Source organism: Mesorhizobium sp. IMUNJ 23232 (assembly GCF_044326205.1).
In the GTDB taxonomy this organism is placed as follows: Bacteria; Pseudomonadota; Alphaproteobacteria; order Rhizobiales; family Rhizobiaceae; genus Kumtagia.
On sequence record NZ_JBIRCY010000046.1, the window covers coordinates 25,947 to 44,840 of the forward strand.

16 protein-coding genes and 1 pseudogene are annotated in these 18,894 nt (G+C 63.4%); 8 read left to right on the plus strand and 9 right to left on the minus strand.

From position 1 onward, the window contains the following. The first annotated feature begins 154 nt into the window (after nucleotides 1-154). The gene (locus ACH196_RS27265; RefSeq protein ID WP_396649997.1) at nucleotides 155-583 is read left to right on the plus strand and encodes a MucR family transcriptional regulator; all 429 of its coding nucleotides are present in this window, start codon (nucleotides 155-157) and stop codon (nucleotides 581-583) included. A 121-nt stretch (nucleotides 584-704) separates the two neighbouring features. Here ACH196_RS27265 and ACH196_RS27270 read toward each other — a convergent pair. Beyond that, nucleotides 705-968 (minus strand): annotated as a pseudogene (locus ACH196_RS27270) (cytoplasmic protein); the annotation flags it as partial. Between the two features lie 202 nt (nucleotides 969-1,170). Here ACH196_RS27270 and ACH196_RS27275 point away from each other — a divergent pair. Both ACH196_RS27275 and ACH196_RS27280 read left to right on the plus strand, forming a co-directional pair. Further along, nucleotides 1,171-1,581 (plus strand): helix-turn-helix domain-containing protein, encoded by a 411-nt coding sequence (locus ACH196_RS27275; protein WP_396649998.1) that lies wholly within the window; start codon nucleotides 1,171-1,173, stop codon nucleotides 1,579-1,581. A 1-nt stretch (nucleotide 1,582) separates the two neighbouring features. Further along, nucleotides 1,583-2,386, plus strand: coding sequence for a DUF6456 domain-containing protein (locus ACH196_RS27280; RefSeq protein ID WP_396649999.1), 804 nt, complete (start codon nucleotides 1,583-1,585; stop codon nucleotides 2,384-2,386). A 50-nt stretch (nucleotides 2,387-2,436) separates the two neighbouring features. Here the strand turns inward: ACH196_RS27280 and ACH196_RS27285 are convergent, their stop codons facing one another. Together ACH196_RS27285 and ACH196_RS27290 are read right to left on the minus strand one after the other, a co-directional pair. Further along, the gene (locus tag ACH196_RS27285; RefSeq protein ID WP_396650015.1) at nucleotides 2,437-2,856 is read right to left on the minus strand and encodes a SufE family protein; all 420 of its coding nucleotides are present in this window, start codon (nucleotides 2,854-2,856) and stop codon (nucleotides 2,437-2,439) included. A gap of 83 nt (nucleotides 2,857-2,939) precedes the next feature. Continuing rightward, the gene (locus ACH196_RS27290) at nucleotides 2,940-3,302 is read right to left on the minus strand and encodes a DUF5330 domain-containing protein (RefSeq protein ID WP_396650000.1); all 363 of its coding nucleotides are present in this window, start codon (nucleotides 3,300-3,302) and stop codon (nucleotides 2,940-2,942) included. 455 nt (nucleotides 3,303-3,757) lie between these two features. Here ACH196_RS27290 and ACH196_RS27295 point away from each other — a divergent pair, with 455 nt between their 5' ends. The 3 genes from ACH196_RS27295 (at nucleotide 3,758) to ACH196_RS27305 (ending at nucleotide 6,808) form a co-directional block, all read left to right on the plus strand. Further along, the gene (locus ACH196_RS27295; RefSeq protein ID WP_396650001.1) at nucleotides 3,758-5,530 is read left to right on the plus strand and encodes a sensor histidine kinase; all 1,773 of its coding nucleotides are present in this window, start codon (nucleotides 3,758-3,760) and stop codon (nucleotides 5,528-5,530) included. Then, entirely contained in the window at nucleotides 5,505-6,383 is an 879-nt protein-coding gene (locus ACH196_RS27300) for a peptidoglycan-binding protein (protein ID WP_396650002.1), read from the plus strand. Before ACH196_RS27295 ends, ACH196_RS27300 begins: the two co-directional genes overlap by 26 nt. A gap of 80 nt (nucleotides 6,384-6,463) precedes the next feature. Next, nucleotides 6,464-6,808: a DUF1491 family protein gene (locus tag ACH196_RS27305; protein WP_396650003.1), complete on the plus strand. Its 345-nt coding sequence runs from the start codon at nucleotides 6,464-6,466 to the stop codon at nucleotides 6,806-6,808. On the opposite strand, the gene ACH196_RS27310 is transcribed toward ACH196_RS27305, so the two are convergent. Beyond that, nucleotides 6,795-7,820 (minus strand): DUF2336 domain-containing protein, encoded by a 1,026-nt coding sequence (locus ACH196_RS27310; protein ID WP_396650004.1) that lies wholly within the window; start codon nucleotides 7,818-7,820, stop codon nucleotides 6,795-6,797. The two genes, ACH196_RS27305 and ACH196_RS27310, sit on opposite strands and share 14 nt — an antisense overlap. Before the next feature lie 162 nt (nucleotides 7,821-7,982). Here ACH196_RS27310 and ACH196_RS27315 point away from each other — a divergent pair, with 162 nt between their 5' ends. Then, complete coding sequence (locus ACH196_RS27315) at nucleotides 7,983-8,177, plus strand: hypothetical protein (RefSeq protein WP_396650005.1); 195 nt, start codon at nucleotides 7,983-7,985, stop codon at nucleotides 8,175-8,177. Nucleotides 8,178-8,206: 29 nt separating this feature from the next. Here the strand turns inward: ACH196_RS27315 and ACH196_RS27320 are convergent, their stop codons facing one another. The 5 genes from ACH196_RS27320 to ACH196_RS27340 all read right to left on the minus strand — a co-directional run bounded on the left by ACH196_RS27320 (nucleotide 8,207) and on the right by ACH196_RS27340 (nucleotide 16,238). Continuing rightward, complete coding sequence (locus ACH196_RS27320; protein ID WP_396650006.1) at nucleotides 8,207-8,818, minus strand: DUF1254 domain-containing protein; 612 nt, start codon at nucleotides 8,816-8,818, stop codon at nucleotides 8,207-8,209. Then, entirely contained in the window at nucleotides 8,811-9,389 is a 579-nt protein-coding gene (locus tag ACH196_RS27325) for a DUF1214 domain-containing protein (RefSeq protein WP_396650007.1), read from the minus strand. The genes ACH196_RS27320 and ACH196_RS27325 overlap by 8 nt, the downstream gene beginning before the upstream one ends. Before the next feature lie 131 nt (nucleotides 9,390-9,520). Further along, nucleotides 9,521-11,629: a transglycosylase domain-containing protein gene (locus ACH196_RS27330; RefSeq protein WP_396650016.1), complete on the minus strand. Its 2,109-nt coding sequence runs from the start codon at nucleotides 11,627-11,629 to the stop codon at nucleotides 9,521-9,523. Nucleotides 11,630-12,130: 501 nt separating this feature from the next. After that, nucleotides 12,131-13,069 (minus strand): hypothetical protein, encoded by a 939-nt coding sequence (locus ACH196_RS27335; protein WP_396650008.1) that lies wholly within the window; start codon nucleotides 13,067-13,069, stop codon nucleotides 12,131-12,133. An 817-nt stretch (nucleotides 13,070-13,886) separates the two neighbouring features. Then, the gene (locus ACH196_RS27340) at nucleotides 13,887-16,238 is read right to left on the minus strand and encodes a beta strand repeat-containing protein (protein ID WP_396650009.1); all 2,352 of its coding nucleotides are present in this window, start codon (nucleotides 16,236-16,238) and stop codon (nucleotides 13,887-13,889) included. Between the two features lie 1,553 nt (nucleotides 16,239-17,791). Between ACH196_RS27340 and ACH196_RS27345 the strand changes: the two genes are divergently transcribed. Beyond that, on the plus strand, nucleotides 17,792-18,817 hold the full coding sequence (locus tag ACH196_RS27345; protein WP_396649290.1) for a sugar ABC transporter substrate-binding protein: 1,026 nt from the start codon (nucleotides 17,792-17,794) through the stop codon (nucleotides 18,815-18,817). The last annotated feature ends 77 nt before the right edge of the window (nucleotides 18,818-18,894 follow it).

Genomic DNA, 18,894 nt, shown 5'->3' on the forward strand with positions numbered 1-18,894 from the left:
GTACCAGTCTTGTATTGACTTGACTTGAAAACCGTCCCATCTAATTACGTCGAGGCGACTCGTAACGTTTCCGTTCGTGTCAAGTCAGTCGCAGCCCTGCATGGTTCAAGCAAAGACAGGGCGCTAGATCACTCTCTCTTGGGGCCAGAAACCAATGGATATCTCCGATACGACCACCAAAAATGGTGAAATGCTGATCGAACTGACCGCGGATGTGGTGGCTGCTTACGTCAGCAACAATCCAGTACCTGTCGGCGAACTGCCTAACCTCATTGCCGACGTTCATGCGGCGCTGGGCCGCGTCGGCGGTCCCACCGAACAACCGGTGGTAGACAAGCAGAAGCCCGCTGTGAACCCGAAGCGCTCGGTGCATGACGACTTCATCATCTGCCTGGAAGATGGAAAGAAGTTCAAGTCGTTGAAGCGTCACTTGATGACCCACTACAACCTGACGCCGGACCAGTACCGTGAGAAGTGGGCGCTGGACGCCGCTTACCCGATGGTTGCGCCGAACTATGCCACCGCCCGTTCGCAACTGGCGAAGAAGATGGGCCTGGGCCGCAAGAAGAAGACCACCCGCTGAACTGAATCTAAACCGGATCGCAAGCCGTCCGGTTTTTCCTTGTTCTGAGCTGACGGCGCCTTCGGGCGCCGTTTTTCGTTTCGCGGTGCTTTTGCTCCCGTCCCGGCGCGCCGTTCGATTGCTTCAGCCGGTCGCTCGCCTGTTTGAGGGCGATGTGACGGTTGAGGTCGTAGCTCCAATGGCCGGCCAGGCCTTTCATCCGTTCGCGGACGAGCAGACGACCGATGCGGGCGATTGCCGTGGCGCGAGCTTCGTTGTCCGACGCCAATATCGCTGAAAGATCGATGCCGCACATGATCTGCAGCGCGGCAAGCTGTGCCGCATGCGCCCGAGCCTCCTGCTTCGTGGCCAGAAAGTCCCGGATTTCGCTGCCGATTGTGTTCATCGCCGTTCCCGCTGCTGTGAAAGGGATAGGCTACGGCTGCCCGCGGCGACGGGGATGAAATCGGCTTAAAAAAAGTTATTCAGAAAAAAAAGCATAACATTTTCAATGCGTCGAACGGCGAGGATGCATATTTAGTTCCCTTTTTGTTCCCCGTCAGCACTCTCCCTGATATAAGAAGAAATTCCTACATCGGAGGGGTCACGTGCAGGCGAAGACAGCGATAGCGATAAGAAAGGAGGAAGCGAAACCGTCGGCTTGCGTGAACGATGCGTTGCCGATCGGCGGCCGGCGCGGCGAGCGCGTCATGGAGGTCTGCGAGGCGATGATCGATGTTTGCGCGGCGCTGTATGGAGTGTCGAGCAAGGAAATCCGCCAGACCTGCAAGAGCACGCCCGACATAGTCCGCGTCAGGCAGATCGCCATGTACGTCACGCACGTCGCACTGGGTGTGACCATGCAGGAGGTCGGGCGGTGTTTTGCCCGCGACCGCACGACGGTGCGCTACGCATGCTGTGTGATCGAGGACCTGCGCGACGACGACGATTTCGACCGAACGATAGCGACGACGGAAAGGGTGGCGCATGCCGCCTTCCGCAACAGGCTGGAGAGCTGACATGAATTCGCGCGACATCATGGAAAAGGCGGCGGCACGCGTTCTTGCGCTTCTTGTCGCGGGACCGGCAACGGTCGAGCCGGCGGCCGACAGCAGCGCAGTGCTTCTGCGAAGCGACAAGGGCGTGATCTCGGTCGATGCCAGGGTGCTGAGGCGCATGGCGAGTGGTGGATCGATCGTCCGGCGCGGCAACAAGGTGCAAGCGACGGAAGCGGGCCGCAAGACGCTGCTGCGCGCAGGCGAGGCGGGGGACGCATTTCAGCGACAGCATCGCGACATGGAGACTTCGCAGGCGCGGTCGGATGACGGCAAGACGGCGTCGGCCGAGATCAATCTGGCGGAATCCCCACTGGCTCAGCTGATGCGGCTCAAGGCGAAGAGCGGCCGGGCGTTCCTGTCCAGGGCGGAGTTCGAGGCTGGCGAGCGCCTGCGCAGCGACTATACGCGGGGCCGGATCATGCAGCGTCTCGGCGCCAACTGGGACGCAAGCACTGCATCCGGGCGGCAGGGCGACGCCAATGGCATCGCCGACCTGACCGACGCGGCGCTTGCGGCGCGGCAGCGGGTCGACCAGGCGCTCAAGGCTGTCGGACCGGAACTGTCCGGGCTGCTCGTCGATGTATGCTGCTTCCTGAAGGGGCTGGAGACGGTGGAGCGCGAACGCGTCTGGCCCGCGCGCTCGGCCAAGATGCTGCTCAAGACCGCGCTTGGAATGCTGGCGCGGCACTACCATCCGGCCGGCAAGGCTCGCGGACATACAGTCCTGCACTGGGGGACGGAAGATTATCGTCCGGAACTCAGGTAGCGAGCGATGCTGGCTCCGCCCAGCGCGACATGGCGGGACCGCGCTGCCACCTATGAAAGCGCAGCCTGCGCATCCTGCTTGATGCGCTTGACCATGGCGCGCAACCCGTTGGCCCGCTGCGGCGTCAGATGCTCGTCGAGCCCGAGCGAGCGCATCAGCGCCTCGGCGTCGGTCGAGACGATCTCGCTGGCGCGGTGGCCGGAAAACAGCGCCAGCATGATGGCGACGAGGCCGCGCACGATATGCGCGTCGGAATCGCCGAGGAAGGTCAGCACCGGATCGGGGCCTTTGCCACGATCCGACACCAGCCAGACCTGGCTGACGCAACCCTGCACCTTGTGCGCTGCGTCGCGCGCCTCGTCGGGGAAAGGCGGCAGCGCCTCGCCGAGATCGATCACGTAGCGATATCTGTCCTCCCACTCGTCGAGGAAGGCGAAGTCGTCGCGTATGGCCTGGATCGTGTTCATTATGAGCGGGATATAGGCGCGAAGCGCGGTCGCGTCACGGAAAAAGCGGCGGGGCGGCGGGCGAACGGAGCGCGGGCGTTGCCCGCTTAGGATTTCGGAGCGGCCGGTGTCGGCTTGACGGCGGGCGGGACGGTTTCGGCCGGCCGCGGGATCGTGCCGGTCAGCGTCGCCTTGTCGGTCTCGCCGAAATTCTCGTCGAGCATCTCGTAGGCGATGCGGGCGGCCTCGCGGGCGCGCACGCCAACCGTGTTCATCGCCGACTTGCCGACCTCGCAGACTTCCGGCTTGCGTTCGCAGATGCCCGTGAGATCGACGACCGCCTCGCGCGCCGCGAGGAAGGTCTCGATAGCGCCGACACGTTCCTCGCCCGGCTGTTCGCTACCGATGTTGAAGGGAATCACCAGCAGGACCAGCGAGAACCAGAAAGCGATTCGCAACAGGAAGCCCATCTCACTATCTCCGTGTGCCAAAGGGCCTTTTGGGGCAGTCCGGCTCAACCCGGACACAATGCCACAAGCCATTGAAAAAGCACTTGTGTCGTTAGTCTGCATTTTCGACTTGTTCGAAACGAATTCGAAACTTTTGGAATTCTTGCAAAATCAAAATCAACTGCAAATCGTGTCGTTTACGTTTTGTTGACCATATAACGCACTGGAAAGGTGTAGGTTTTCCAGGTGAGGCGAAATGCGGCCGCTGAGATGCCTTGGGCCGACCGGCAGCGGTGCTCGAAACCCTCCGTTTACTATGGAATGAAGTCGCAGACCGACAATCCAAGCGGATCGGAATTTCGCCGTGCCTGGACTCCCCGGATGCGCCGCCTTTTATTCATTCCTTAAACGCTGGGTGCGAGGGTCGGTCTTAACCAAGATCGATCCGCGAAGCGGACTGTACCGGATGCGTTGAGTTGAATTTTTTCGCGACCAGATACGCCGGGTTGATGCGTGCCGTCGCAAAAGTATGCGACCGCCTCGTGCACCCGCGCGTCGTCGATGAGTCGGAACGGGCCGGGCAACGCCGCATGCTTGTCATGCTGCTTGCCTGCCCGTTCCTGGTGTCTGCCGCTGCATGGACTTTGCTGCCTTCCGACATCGGCGTCGACGCGACCTTCGCTTTCATCTGCGCTTCCTTCCTCGGCTGCGGACTGGCGGCGCTCGCCGTCACGGCAAGGAAGAACATCGGCCCGGTGCTTGCGGCAGTCCTGGCGCTTACCACTGTACAGATAGCTTTTCTGATCGCGGCGGCCGGCGGCTTGCAGTCGCCGCTGGCGCTGATTACGGCGGCGCTGCCGCTCGAGGCCTGGCTGGCGTTCCGGACGGGAAGGGCACTGGCCTGGGGCGCCGGCGCGATGGCTGCGGCCCTGATGCTGCAGGCGCTGCCAGCCGGCGCGCTTTTCGCCGGTGCCGACGCTGCCGCCTGGCACTGGCTGCTGCCGCTGGCTTATGGTGCGGTGCTGCTGCCGCGCGCCGCGGCGCTTGTGGCCTCGCGGCGCACCCTGCCTGCTGCCGATGGCCTGCCGGAAACCGACGCCGACCGGATAGAAGTGCATTTCGCCGCCAATGGCGACCTGCTCGACATCGATGCGGCCGCGCGCGACCTGTTGGGCATCGATCCCGACCTTCTGGTCGGCACCGGTTTCTTCCAGCGCGTACATGTGGGAGATCGGGTGGGATTCCTCTGCGCGCTCGCCGACCTTCGCGATGGCGCCGACCGCCGCAAGGTCGAGATGCGGCTGAGGCTGCCGGCCCTGGAAGAAGGAGCGGCGCCTGTCCACCGGTCGCTGGCCATCGACCTGTCGCGCGCCGGCGCTGAAATCGTCGGAAGGCTGCGCGACAATTCGGAAGTGGCCGGTCTGCGCGCCGAACTGGCCGCGATGAGGGAGGCCAATGCCGGGCTGGAAGTGGCAAAAAGCCGCTTCCTGGCGGCCGTCAGTCACGAGTTGCGAACGCCGCTGAATTCGATCATCGGCTTCTCCGACATGCTGCTCTGCGAGGTCCATGGGCCGCTGCCCGATCCGCGCCAGCGCGAGAATGTCGAGATCGTGCGCGAGGCCGGCAACCATCTGCTTGCCGTCGTCAATTCGATCCTCGACGTGTCGAAGATCGAGGCGGGATCCTACTCGACCAATCCGGAGCCATTCCGCTTCGCCGAGGCGGCAGCACTTTGCACCGGCATGGTCCGCCTGCAGGCGGAAGCCAAGGACATCACGCTTTCGATGGACATTTCGCCCGTTAACGGCGAGATAAAGGCCGACAGGCGCGCAGTCCAGCAGATGTTGCTCAACCTTCTTTCCAACGCGATCAAGTTCACGCCGGATGGTGGCGAGGTTTCGCTCGGCGCCAAGCGCATCGGCTCGCGCCTGCATTTCTGGGTGAGCGATACCGGCATCGGCATCGCTGCCGACGATTTGAGCCGCCTCGGGCAACCTTTCGCACAGGTGCAGAACGATTATACGCGGCAATTCGAGGGAACAGGGCTGGGGCTGGCGCTGGTCAAGGGCCTTGTGGCGCTGCATGAAGGCACAATGTGGATCGACAGCGCCTTCGGCAAAGGCACGACGGTGACGATCAGCCTGCCGATCGACGGTCCGGCCGGCGCGGAAGGCAGCGGCGGACCGGCACGGCTGTGCGGCTCAGCATCGGGAGAGTATGCGAATGGCACGCTCCGCAAAGCAAGCTAAGCGCGCCCCGCCCAAGCGCGCGCCGCTGCTCGGCGGGGCGTCGGCGCTGGGTTCCATGATCGCCCGCAACCCGGTGATCGCCGGCGGCTCGACGGCGTTCCTTGTCGCCTTCTGCTACGTCTCGGCCAATGCGATCTGGTATCAGCCGCATGCGCATCGCGGCGCGTTCTTCCCGACGCGCGACTTCGTCCGCCAGTCGGACGCGGGCCAGCCGGCCGAACCGGAGACGACTTTCCTGATCGAGCGGCCGCAGGAGCCGGAGGGCAGGTCCGCGCTTGCACCGGCGGCGCCCAGGCCGGCACCTGTCGCCGATGCCACGACGGCGCGGGTGCAGGGCATCCTCAAGGAACTCGGTTTCTATGACGGCGCGGTCGACGGCCTTTCCGGTCCGGCCACCGCCAAGGCGATCGAGACCTATCGCGGCAAGGTCGGGCTTGCGGCGGCGCAGGGGGTCGACGAGGAACTGCTGGTGCAACTCGGCATCGAGCCAACGACCGCCGGCATCACACCGTCGCCGGCGCCACGCAAGGCGGAGCAGCAGGCAGCGGCAAAGCCTGCACAGCAGCAAGCCAAGGCCGAGCAGCCAACGGCCAAACCCATGCCCGCGGCAAAACCAGACCCAGCCGTCGCGAAGGCGGATGATGCCGCCAAGACGGAACTGGCCAGCCTTACCAAAAAGGTCCAGGCGGGGCTGAAGGCCTTCGGCAATGCGGGCATCGACGTCGACGGCGTCAATGGCGGCAAGACGAGGAACGCTATTCGCGAATTCCAGTCGATCTTCGGTCTCAAGGTGACCGGCGAGCCAGACCAGGCGCTGTACAAGAAGATGCGCGAACTGGGTTACGTGAAATAGCAGAAGGCGACGGCTTGTTGCACGGCCATGCATCGGCCGTTAGACCGGCGTCGTAATCCGCCGCAGTCTCCGGTCAGCCCATGCGTGTCACATCCGACCTGTTCGTCTCCGCCCTTTTGCGCCGCGTGTTTTCCAGCGGCGGTTATGGCGCGGTCGTGCGGCGCGGCGCGTTCGAGGCGGGGGCGGTGTTCGTGACCAGCCGGGACCGGCTCGGCGAGACGACGCTGTTCGGTCCCGCCGCGCAGGCGAGCTACGGGGAGGGGCGGCCGGAGGAGCGGCTGTTCGCCGAACTGTTGCGCGGCGACGAGGCGGAGATCGCCGCGCGGCTGGCGAAGGAGCAGCGCTTCGATCCGGACATCTGGGTGGTGGAGATCGAGGCCGGCAGCGAGCCGCCGGCCGATCTTCTGTCGATCACGAAGCCCTGAAACGGCCTGTTTTTTCCGTGCCTGCGCCGGCATTGTCAGCCGCGCCGGAGCGGGCCGCGCGCCTGCCGCGGCCGGCGGCGGAACTCCATTGCAGCCAGTTGGCGACGATCTCCAGCTTCCAGCCGCGCACCCGTTCGCGCGCCGTCTCGTAGTCCAGCGCCCGGTAGCGCTCGACGAACATGCGGATGGCTTCCGGATGCGCGAACTGTGCCGGGAAGATCGCGGCGGCGATCATGAAGGCCTGCTCCTCGCCGAGGTCCAGCGCACGCAGTGCCGCGAGCAGCGACGAATAGCTCGACGTTTCGGTGATTGCGCGCGCGGCGGGAAGGTTCATGCCGAGTGCGTCGGCGAGCGCGGTCTGGAAGAAGGTGTCGTTGCCGGTCAGCGCCGTGTCGCGCAGCTTTCCAAAAACCGAGCGGTCGGCGGGCACATGGGTTTCCAGTGAATAGGCCGAGCGCAGATCGGACCGCATCATCTCGCGCAGCCGGCTGCGCACCGCTTCAGCCGCCTGGCCGCGCTCCGGCTGCGGCGCAATCTCCTGCTCGGCCGGCTTCTGCGCAGCCTCCGAGACGCGGACGATCTTCGGCATGGCCGAGATCGAGGCTTCCAGCGCCCGGATAAGCTGCGCGATGGTAGGGTTCAGCGTCGGCCTGCGAGCGATGACGCGGGCATGGGCGATGCCGTGCTTGCCGATCAGCGCAATCAGATCGACGTCGCTGAGCAGGCTGGAGCGCATGAGCAGCGGTGCGGCGACGTCGATGCGGTCGTCGGTGAGTTTTGCGATCAGCCGGGATGGGGCGATGGCGCATTCCGAAAGGGCAGCGGCGACGTAACGCCGGGCATCCGCCGGGACCTGGTCGAACAAAGGAAGCGTCAGATCCTCGAGCTGCGCGACTTCGCGCCGCGACGGGCGGGTGAGCGAGCAGAAGGCCGAAACCGATGCCCGGAACAGGCGCTCCGCCTTGCTGGCGTCGCTCTTTACCGCAATGTCCCGAAAATCTGCTTCTGACACGGAAAGAACGCCCGCCATACTCGATACGCACCGGCAATGAAAGGCAGCCCGGCAAAAATGAAAATTAGCCAAGATTTGTTAGAAGACTGTTAACCGTCTGCTGGCCTTATCAATGGTGGAGGCGTTGCGTGGTTGCTCCCCACAGTCGAGAGGCAAAACGACATGGGCAACATACTGGCATTTCGTCCGCGTAAATCGTCCGGCGGCAAGACGCCCAAAAAGGGCTCGTCGTCGGCGACCGTCATCATTTTCCCCGGGGTCCGCTACGAACGCAGGGCAGACGCCGACTGCGGTGCGAAATGGTCGCCGGTGACCTGGATCGCGCAGTTCCAGCCGCAGCCGCTTCCGACGACCTGAAGCCGCCGGCCTGCGGAACGGCAGGCGCCTCAGCGCGTCGCGCAGGTCATGCGCGCGAAAAACTGGGAGACGGCTGGTTTCCAGCTTTCGTCGGGAGCGAACGCCCGCACCACGAGGATGCCATCCTCCGCCGGCACCTCGACAAATACCGATTGGGTGAATGCCTCGGGCAGATCCTGGCGAACCCCGATCATCTGTTCCGGCGTCAGCACGACGAAATCCAGCACGTCGCCGGCGCCCGACCGGTCGTTGAGGCTGTAGAGATTGCGGCCACCGCTGTCATAGATCGACGCCGACCAGAACGGCGCCTTGCCCGGCGTGGCGACATGCACCGGCCCCGACGAAAGATCGAAACGGCACGCCGCCATCTGGAACGCCGGGTCGGGAGTGCCCAGCATCGGCACGGCACCGACGGGATCGATGTGTGTCACCTGATCGAGGCCGGAGACGGCTGCTAACCGCACCGAGGCATTTCGTTCCGAGAATTCGGGGACGAGCAGCAGCACCACGATATGCACGATGCCCGCGCCGACCAGTCCGAGGAGCAGGGCGTAGGCGAGAGCGCCGCGCATGCCGCGGGCGGGAGACTTCGCCCTGGCGAACCGGAGCAGCGTCCCCGAGATGCGCTGTGGGTCAGTCATCGCAGCCGGCTTTCAACACCTGCGGCATGACGATATCAGTCAGGCCCGCATCGCCGGCGAGTGGCGTATCGTAGAGGGTGAGCACGAGCCGCATCGGCCCGCTACCGCTGGTCGCCAGCCAGTTGCCGGGCGCGGGGCGTGTGCCGACCGTGATCGCCAGCGAATCGTCGGGCAGGAACAGCACTGCCCAGGAACTCAGGAAATTGTCGCGTCGCGTGCCGGTTGGAACGGCGGTTCCCTGTGGATCGGTGGCATACAGCGTCCACAGCCGCGCCGCTGGCATCGTGCCCTCGACCGTATAGGCGCAGTCGCGCCTGAGCGCATCGCCCGCCGAATCGCGCATCGCGGCGAAGGCCAGACCCTCGTTGTGTCCGAGCGAAAGCCGCCCGTCGCGCGCCGCCCGCGCCCTGGAGTAGGGATCGGCATCTTGTGTGGCGATGTCTGGAAACGTGGTCCAGCCGCCGACATCGACCGCGCCGACACCCTCGCCCAACGCCAGCCACACGCTCGCCGCCCCGCCGCCTATGGCGATAGTCAGTGTGAGCAGCGTGAGCAGGACGGTGCGGAGCATCGGTCTCGGGCGTATCGCGGTGGGGGAGGGATGGCAAGCGAAGTGCAATGTTCCGCGATACGCTCAAGGGAATGCTGCTGCCCACTGCGTGGGATCGAAAATATGCAGATAGCCGTGCCCGTCCGCGCCCTTCACAGCGCCGACAACGTCTCCGGCTCCTTCGGCGGATCGATGGCAGGGGCGTCGTGAAAGGTTTTGGACAGCGCGCGCAGGAAACGCGTGGTATCGGCGGAAAGCGCGGTTGGACGGTCGGCAGCGTGGGCGTTGGTTTCCGCCAGCCGCTTCTTCTCCGCCTCGGCGGCCTTGGCCGCTACGTCGGCATCGACGAACGGCTTTTCAATCCCCGGAATCGGCTTCAGCTCGACATTGCGGTGCGCGAAAACCATCAGCCGCTGCCAGACCATGGCCGGCAGCGAGCCGCCGGTCATCTCGCGGGTCGGTGAAAAATCGTCGTTGCCGAGCCAGACGGCGGCCGTGTAGTTGCCGGTGAAGCCGACATACCAGGCGTCGCGGTAGGACTGCGTGGTGCCGGTCTTGCCTGCCGAGCGGATGCCGGGCAGGGCGGCGCGCTTGCCCGTGCCGATCTCGGGGATCTGCACCAGGATCGAGTTCATCGACTTCAGCGCCTGTTCCGACAGCACGCGTTTCGGCTTCGGCGCGTCGCGGTCGTAATCGTAGAAGACGTCGCCTGCATGGGTTGAAAGCTGGAGTATGGCGTGGCGGGTGCCGGCAAAACCGCCATCGGCAAAAGTGTTGTAGCCGGTCGCCTGGTCCATGACGGTCATGCCCGACGTGCCGAGCACCATGGTCTTGTGGCCGTTGAGCGGCGTCTCCACGCCCATCGCCTCGGCCATCGCCTTGATCGGCGGGATGGACAGATGGTCCTTGGCGAGCCGGACCGGCACGGTGTTGATCGAGCGGATCAGCGCGGAGGCGAGAGTGACGCGGCCGGAAAAACTGCGGCCGTAATTCTTCGGCTGCCAGCCGCCCCAGTTGATTGGCCCGTCCGAAATCGTCGAATCCGGCGTAAAACCATTTTCCATGGCGGTGGCATAGACATAGGGCTTGAACGACGAACCGGTCTGGCGCAGCGCCCGCGTGGCGCGGTTGAACTGGCTCTCGCCATAGTCGCGGCCGCCGACGATGGCGCGCACCGAACCGTTGGTGTCGAGCACGACGATGGCGCCCTCGCTGACATGGTACTCCTCGCCGTGCTGGCGCAGGTTGAACTCCAGCGATTCTTCCGCCGCCTTCTGAATGTCGAGATCGATGGTGGTGCGCGCCACGATCGAGCGGTTGCCGGTGTCTTTTGCGAGCCGCTTCACCTCGTCGAAGGCATAATCGAGGAAATAGTCGGGGCTGCTGGTCTTGCCGCGGTCGACGATCTCGGCCGGATGCAGGCGAGCCGACAGCACCTGGCCCTCGGTCATGAAGCCGCTGTCGACGAGGTTGTCGAGCACGACATTGGCGCGGGCGCGCGCCGCCGGCAGGTTGATGTGCGGCGCGTATTTGGCCGGCGCCTTGAACAGGCCGGCGAGCATCGCCGCCTCGGCGAGATCGAGATCCTTGACCTCCTTGCCGAAATAGAAATCGGCGGCGGCCGCGATGCCGAACGTGCCGCCACCCATATAGGCGCGGTCGAGATAGAGCTGGAGGATTTCCTTCTTCGACAGGTTGGCTTCCAGCCAGATGGCGAGAAACGCCTCCTTGACCTTGCGCTCGACGGTGCGCTCGTTGCTGAGGAACAGGTTCTTTGCCAGTTGCTGGGTGATCGACGAGCCGCCCTGCACGACGGAATTGGCGCGCAAATTCTCGCTCATGGCGCGGACGAGGCCAGGAAAATCGATGCCGTAGTGGTCGAAGAAGCGGCGGTCCTCGGTCGCCAGCACCGCCTTGATGACATGGTCGGGCATCTCGTCGACAGGCACGGAATCGCGCTGCATGATGCCGCGTCGGCCGATCTCGACGCCGTTGCGGTCGGTGAAGGTGACGGCGAAGTCGCCCTGCGTGCGCCAGTCGCCCCGGGTCTCCTCGAAGGCCGGCATGGCGAGCGCCAGCATGACCACCGACCCGGCGGCGCCCAGCGTCAGGCCCTCGCCGAGCACCTCGACGGGGACGCGACGCCAGCCCTCGACGCGAAAACGGCGCAGGAAGATGGTCAGGTTTTCATAGGCCTCGCCGATGAGGAAGCCGGCCTCGTAGACGGTGGAATCGATCCACGCGTCGATGGCAAGCAGCATGCCGGCCTTCGGCGCCTTCGGCTTTCTCGTCTCGGTCGGGTCGTTCGTCACGCGCGCGTCCGGCCTGTTACGGAGCTATCTTTTTCGCCCATGCGGGCATTTTGAGGGCGAAGGATTTCATGGGCTTATCGGTGGACGGACGGTAAGCGCAAGCGAAGAGGGACCGGGCGGCTGGTAATTGTTGCCGACAGGGTAAATCGCGGGGCATGCGCCGATGCCGGTCCGGCTCCGGGGAAACCAGCAGGTCGCGTCCAAACGGGTTCGGCCGGCTTCGCCAGCGGACGGGCAGCGGTATTTTGTGGCAGCACGGAGAGGCGCAAACGCCGGGGACGGTTTACTTTTTCCGCCCGCGCCAGCCTTGAAGCGGCTGCGCCACTTCTGCGGAAAAAGTAAACTGTCCCCGGCAGGCAGCCGTCATCGCCGCCACACCCGGATTCTGTTCCGGCTGGCGGTTAAATCGTTGAGATATTTTGCTTTTCGAGACCCGCCGGCCGCCGCGCATCACGACGAGTTGCGCCTCGGCGGCTCCAGCGCGTAGTACGCCATTGCATTGGCGTGCGCCAGAATCTCGTCGATCTCGCGGATGTTCTTCCGTTTCGGAGCATCCGGATCGAAGCGCGGCAATCTTCCGCCGGGCGGACGGCCGCGCCGCAGCGGCGAAAAACGCCGGAAGCGGACCGGACCAGGCTTGCCCTGCGCGGCCGCCGCGTCGCGGGCCACCTTGTCTCGCGCAAGGCCTGCGTCGTTGCGCGCCTTCCAGCGGGCGAAACGCTGCGCCTGGCCGGGCAGATCGTCGAGTGCCTGACCCAGCGCGTCCAGCCTGAGCGTCAGTTTTGCTGCGCCGATCGGATCGTTCTGCGACGGTGGCGGCGGCAGGGGGATGCGTGGCGCATCGTCGTCGAGCGACCGGATGCGCGGCACGGCATGCGCGGGAACATAACGACGGCGGATGCGGAACGGGTATTTCAGCGCATCGAGCAGCGAAAGGTTTAGTCTGTGCGGCCTGGCAGTGCGCCGTTCGGCGGCCTTCCGCTCGGCTTCATAACGGGCAAAGTCTGCCTTCGACAGGTTGGCGGCAAGGCCGAGGCGGTGCATGGCGGCCACCGTGTCGGAAATTTTTGGCTTGAGCTTTCGCGGGCGAAACGGCGGAAGTGTCACCACGATGCCTTGCGCCGCCGCGATGATCAGGCGGCGCGCGGCGGATTCGGCCGGACGCAGCAGCAGAAGAATGGCGCGATAGAGGTGGCGCGGCAGGCAGAGCGCCGCGGACGGTTTTTTCCGCCCCGCCCGTCCCTGCCTTGGGGCGACGGCGGCCTCCCCGAGCACCAGGGACAGCGGCCTGCCGTACCCCATCTCGGCCATGCCGACCAGCGTCAGCACGATGTGCTTCAGCGCTCCCCGGTATCGCTCGATTGTCGCACTCGCGTCTCCAAACTCCACCGATGCCTCCTCCAGACAAGGCTGGCATCCAATATGGAACATATCGGGAACATATGCAATGCTCCTAAGAAAATAATCCTTGGCGACGAGGGAAAGGCGAGGCTTCCGCCACGCCGTCAGCACAACATATTGAAAAGGCTTGGTTTTTTGAGAGGTGGGAAGCCCGCATCACAGCCTTCACGGTCTGCGCACAAGGCCAGCCGGAAAGAATGTCATGCTTGCAAAGCCAAGCGAAAACAGAGAGCTAATCGGAACCCGCGTGGATTTTGGCGCAACAAGCATGACCAAGGGGTGCTGCAAGCGGCTTTAAGATCGACCTTCTCTCCGGCCCTTCGGGCGTCCTTCAGATACGTATTGAGACGGAGGAGATCGCAAGCTTGGCTTGGCGTCCCTCTCCCTATGCCATCAGGTTCAAGGGGGGCAGACATTCGCGCCGGATTTTCGGAGCCGGCTTTGACTGCACGAGCGACGAGGCATGGATTCCCGACACTCTCCACTCGCTTCGCTCGCTCACGAGGTCGGGAATGACGACAGTCATAATGTGCCTCAGCTAATCTCCAACATCGGCGATTGGCGGACCTCCGACGCTTCGTTAATTTGGTGCGGAGCGGGCCGGAGGCCGGTCGAAAACAATGTCATGCCTGCAAAAGCAAATAGAATCAGCCCAGTGGCGGCAAGGCAGGTGGGTTTTCGCGCAACAAGCATGACCAAAGGAGCAGGCAAGGCCGACGAGCCGAGCGCCGGCGAAAAAGGCGCGGCAAGGCTTGCTTGCCGCGCCTCGGGTAAACACCGCGGGAGCGCTGCGCTCCGCAGTGAGTCAGATCACCTGGAAATCGGCGGCTGATATCGCCGGGTTGCCGGTCAGCGTGGCGAACTGGATGGCGATGCCGGCACCATTGCCGTCGGCGTCATAGAAGAGTTTGCCGGTGTCGGTTTCGTAGATGATGTGATCGTTGGAATCCTGCGCCGTGCCGGTGGTGTTTGACCGAAAATAGCCGGAAAGAAGCGCGCCGTTGGCTCCGACGGCGGCAAAGATGGCATTGTCCAGCCGGATCGTGTCGTCGGCCGCCGAGAAGTCGGCGATGGTGTCGATATTGGACGTGCCGAGCGCGCTGGAGAAGACGAAGAAGTCTTTCGCCGCGCCGCCGGTGAGCCTGTCCGACCCGGCTCCGCCATCGATCACGTCTGCGCCGTTCAGGCCGGAGATGGCATTGGCCGCGGAATTGCCGCTCAGCCGGTCGCCGAAACCGGAGCCTTCGAGGTTCTCGATGGAAATAAAGCTGTCGCCGGCCGCCTCGCCGGTGTTGCCGGCAGGGGCGGCGAGATTGACAATAACGCCCGCCGCCGCGCCGGCATAGGAGGCCGTGTCGGCGCCGTTGCCGCCATTGAGATAGTCCGCCCCAACGCCACCGGCAAGGACATCGTTGCCGTCGCCGCCGCCAAGCTTGTCGTCGCCGTCGCCGCCCTGCAGGACGTCGTTGCCGCCAGCGCCGCGAAGCACATCGATGCCGCCGAGACCGGTCAGTGTGTTCATGCCTGCATTGCCGTCGAGCGTGTCGTTGAAGGCGGAGCCTGAGAGGTTCTCGATGGAGTTGAAAGTGTCGCCCTTGGCCTCGCCGGCATTGAGCGATGGATCGGCGAGGTTGACCTTCACGGCGGCGGCCGCCTGCGCGTAGGAGGCGGTGTCACTGCCTGTGCCGCCGCTCAAATAGTCGGCGCCGAGGCCGCCGTTCAGCGTATCGCTGCTATTGCTGCCGAACAGCCTGTTAGCGACAGAATTGCCGATCAGCGTGTCCGCGAAGGCGGATCCTATCGAATTCTCGATGCCGGTGAGATAGTCGCCTTCCGCGTCACCAGTTCCATCGCGTTGGAATGCAATCTTGAGATCGACTAGGACGGCAGACTTTGAAAGCGAGTAGCTGACGGTGTCTTGCCCGTCACGGCCGAAGAGATAGTCGCCCTCAGCGCCACCCTGCAACACATCGTTAAATTTGGAACCGCTCAGGTAGTCGTCATACGCGCCGCCAATAAGTGTGTAGCCCGACGTCGTGTCCGACCTTTGGACATATATTCTGTCGAGAGCGGAGTTGGATAGATCAAGGACGCCACCGGCACCTTCCAATTCGAGGACGATTCCATCGGGTGTCGGGCCGGCGATCTGTTCAAATTTTGAGAGGATGTCGATGGTGGCGATCACCTTGCCCTCGATGGACAGGTTTTCGACGCCGACAACGGTCCTGCCCACAAGATTGGCGTATTCCGATTTCAGCGTGTCTACACCGCCGCCGCCGTCGAACACGCCCGTTTCGTATTCGTCGTTGGCGGAGAAGAGGATGTCATCACCTTCACCGCCGTAAAGTTCGTCTCGCCCTCGAACGCCAGTCCCGAGGATATCGTTGCCGTCGCCTCCGATCAGGACATTTGTGGCGGAGTTTCCGTCGAGGACGTCGTCGAAGACCGAACCGGTGAGGTTTTCGATGGAGTTGAAAGTGTCTCCGGCGGCAATGCCGTCATTAGAGTCGGGACTGGACAGGAATACCCGCACGGCGGCAGCCGCATCTGCGTATGACGCGGTGTCGATACCCGCGCCGCCGCTGAGATAGTCGGCTCCTTCTCCGCCTATTAGCGTATCTCTGCCATCGCCGCCACCAAGCGTGTCGTCTCCGGCCCCGCCCAGCAGCGTGTCGGTGCCGGCTGCGCCGCGAAGCAAATCAGAGCCATTCAGGCCGGTCAGGATGTTGGCGCCGGCATTGCCGTCGAGCGTGTCGTTGAAGGCCGAGCCTTCCAGATTTTCGATGGAGTTGAAGGTGTCGCCCTTGGCCTCGCCAGCGTTGAGCGACGGATCGCTGAGATTGACTTTAACGGCGGCGGTGGCCTGCGCATAAGAGGCGGTGTCGCGACCCGCTCCACCGCTGAGATAGTCGGCGCCGCCGCCGCCATTCAGGATATCGTCGCCGTCGCCGCCGGAGATCGTGTCATTGCCGCCGAGACCCGACAGCATGTCTTCGCCGGCTGCACCGGAAATCTTGTCCGCGAAGACGTTGCTGCCGTTCCAGCTATCCGCGTCGACCGTGCCATCAAAAATTGACGAATCTAGAATCTGACCACGAAGGGTATAAGCAGCGGCCTCCCACGAGCCCCAAGTCACCAACAGGCGGCCGTCGGACATGGCAGAAACCGCTGGCCCGGACTGATTACTTTCCGCCCTCGTATTGACGATGAAATCATCACCCGAGGGCGTCCCGTCAGCAGCAAACAGGCGTGCGCGAATGCACGAGCCGTCACCGTCGCCTGAATCCCAGGAATCCCATACGGCCACAAAGCGTCCATCAGGCAATGCCACGACGGAAACGTTGCGTTGGTTACCTTCGGTCGTCGATGCCAGATTGAAATCGGGACCTATGGCCTGACCATTTGCGTCAAAGACACGACCACGAGCATCCAGGTCGGGATCGGCTTGACCAGGACTTTCTTCCGATCGCCATACAACGACAAAACCGCCATTAGGCAATGCGGTTGTCACGGATGCGTTCTGAAAACCGGCGCCTGAAGTATTGACAGTAAACGCCTGTCCAGAAGGCTGCCCATCGGCATTAAAAATTCGTCCCTGAACTCCACTGAGGTCACCGTCTCCAGGCACACTTTCTGAATCCCATGAAACCAGGAAACGACCGTCCGCAAGCGCGGTGGTGGACGGTGAGCCGTACGGAGCGCCGTGGATTGATACGACGAGTTCGTTACCAACAGGAGCGCCTGACGCATCAAATATGCGAGCGCTAATCGCCTCAAAGGAGTTCTCTCCTCCTGAAGAATGCCATGTCACGACGAAGTGACCGTCTGGCAGCGCCGCAACCGAAGAAGTAAACTGCAATTCATCAACCGGATCGTTTACGACAAAGTCGGCTCCGGACGGTTGTCCATCAGCGTCGAATACACGAGCACGGATACAGTCGCTGGTACCGTCCCCTGTATCCCGGGATTTCCAGGTGGCTACGAAGCCACCATTCGACAAAGCCGAAAGTGAAGGGTTCTCTTGTCCATCCACGATCGTGGAATTGACGATGAAGTCATCGCCGAGTTTTTGACCGTCGGCACTAAAAATTCTTGCGCGGATGTCGAATCCGCTCTCTTCAAGCCCGTTGTGCTGCCATGTCGCCACGATGCGGCCGTTGGCGAGTGTGGTCAGCGAGGGGGAAAAATTGTCTCCCCATGTCGACTGCACTCCGAATTCAGGTCCGACAAATTTGATCGGCATTCAATTTCCCCCTGCTTGCGCTGCCCACGATATTCCTGGACGATTGTCGTCTCATATTGATGATCGAATAAAGGCCCTATTGCGCAAATACAAGGCAGGGACGAAAGGGTTCTCCGCTATCTCTTTGATTGCGTCTTTTCGGCAACTCGGCACTAATACCGAACAGTTTCGAATAGTTGTCCAAAAGTCGCCACATCGGTCAATATAGTGTATGCGCTGTCCCGTGACGCTGCGTCACGTCCGATTCACCACGCTCGAAGTTCCAACATTTTCCACCCCCGCTGGCATTTGCAAATAGTCATACAATTCGCCCTGTCCCGTGTTGACCTTTCAACGGTTTCGGCCCTATTTTTCGGGACGCGCAGAAAACCCGTTTGGTGGGCGAGAGGAGTTCTCCCGGACGGGCGCGGGCGCGAGGGTAGGAACCGCAATCCGGCCGTTCGCCGGGGGCAAATGGGAGGAATCACGTGCTCGACGATCTTATCGAGGAATCCAGAACGCGCCGCGACATCTTCAAGGCGATCGGCGCCACCGCGCTTGCCGGCGCGCTGCTCGGCTCCGCCGGCTTCGACCCGGCGATGGCGCAGGAACTCAAGCCCTCGGGCAAGCCGCTGAAGGCTGCCATGGGCAATGCCGGCCTGCAGGCAAGCTGGTGTGCGCAGGGCAAGCAGGCGGCGGAAGCTTGGGCCAAGCTCATGAACGTCGAAATCACCTGGTTCGACGGCGAATTGTCCGCCACCAAGCAGCGCGCGGCGGTCGACAACCTTGCCACGCAGAAATGGGACTTCGTCGCTCTGCAGACCTTCGGCATCGGCACGCTCAACGACCCGATCAAGAAGGTGATCGATTCGGGCACGCCGGTCATCGCCATGGACACGATGATGGCGCCTGAGGGTCAGCTCGCGCTGCACACCTTCATCGCGCCGGACAACATCTTCATGGGCTCGGTGGTGACCAACGAGCTGATGAAGAAGATCGGCGGCAAGGGCAACGTCGTCATGACCCAGGGCGCGCTCGGCCATACCGGCGCCCAAGGGCGCGCCAAGGGCTTCAAGGAGGTCATCGCCAACTATCCGGACGTGAAGCTGGTGGACGACCAGCCGGCGGATTGGGACGTCACCAAGGTCGCCCGCATCTGGGAATCGCTGCTGACCAAATATCCGGACATCGCCGGCGCCTTCTTCCACAATGACGACATGGCGCTGGCCGCGCACAACGTCATGAAGGCCAAGGGCCGCGAGGGCATCTTCATCGGCGGCGTCGACGCCATGCCGCCGGCGGTCAACGCCGTGCTCGACGGCACCATGGTGGCGACCGTGCGCAATCCGTCCTGCCGCATCCATGGCTGGGCGGTCGCGGCCGGCGTGGCGGCGGTCAATGGCGGCGAGAAGACCGGCAAGGATATCCCGAACTATATCTGGGCCGACGGTCCGGTCATCACCGCCGAGACGGCTCCCGGCCATCTCTGGCTGCAGAAGAATTTTCTGATCTGACCGGCCGCGACTTTGGCTGACAATGCTTCGATAGCGGCCGGGGGCTCGACCGAGTCCCCGGCCAATTCATCCGCCGC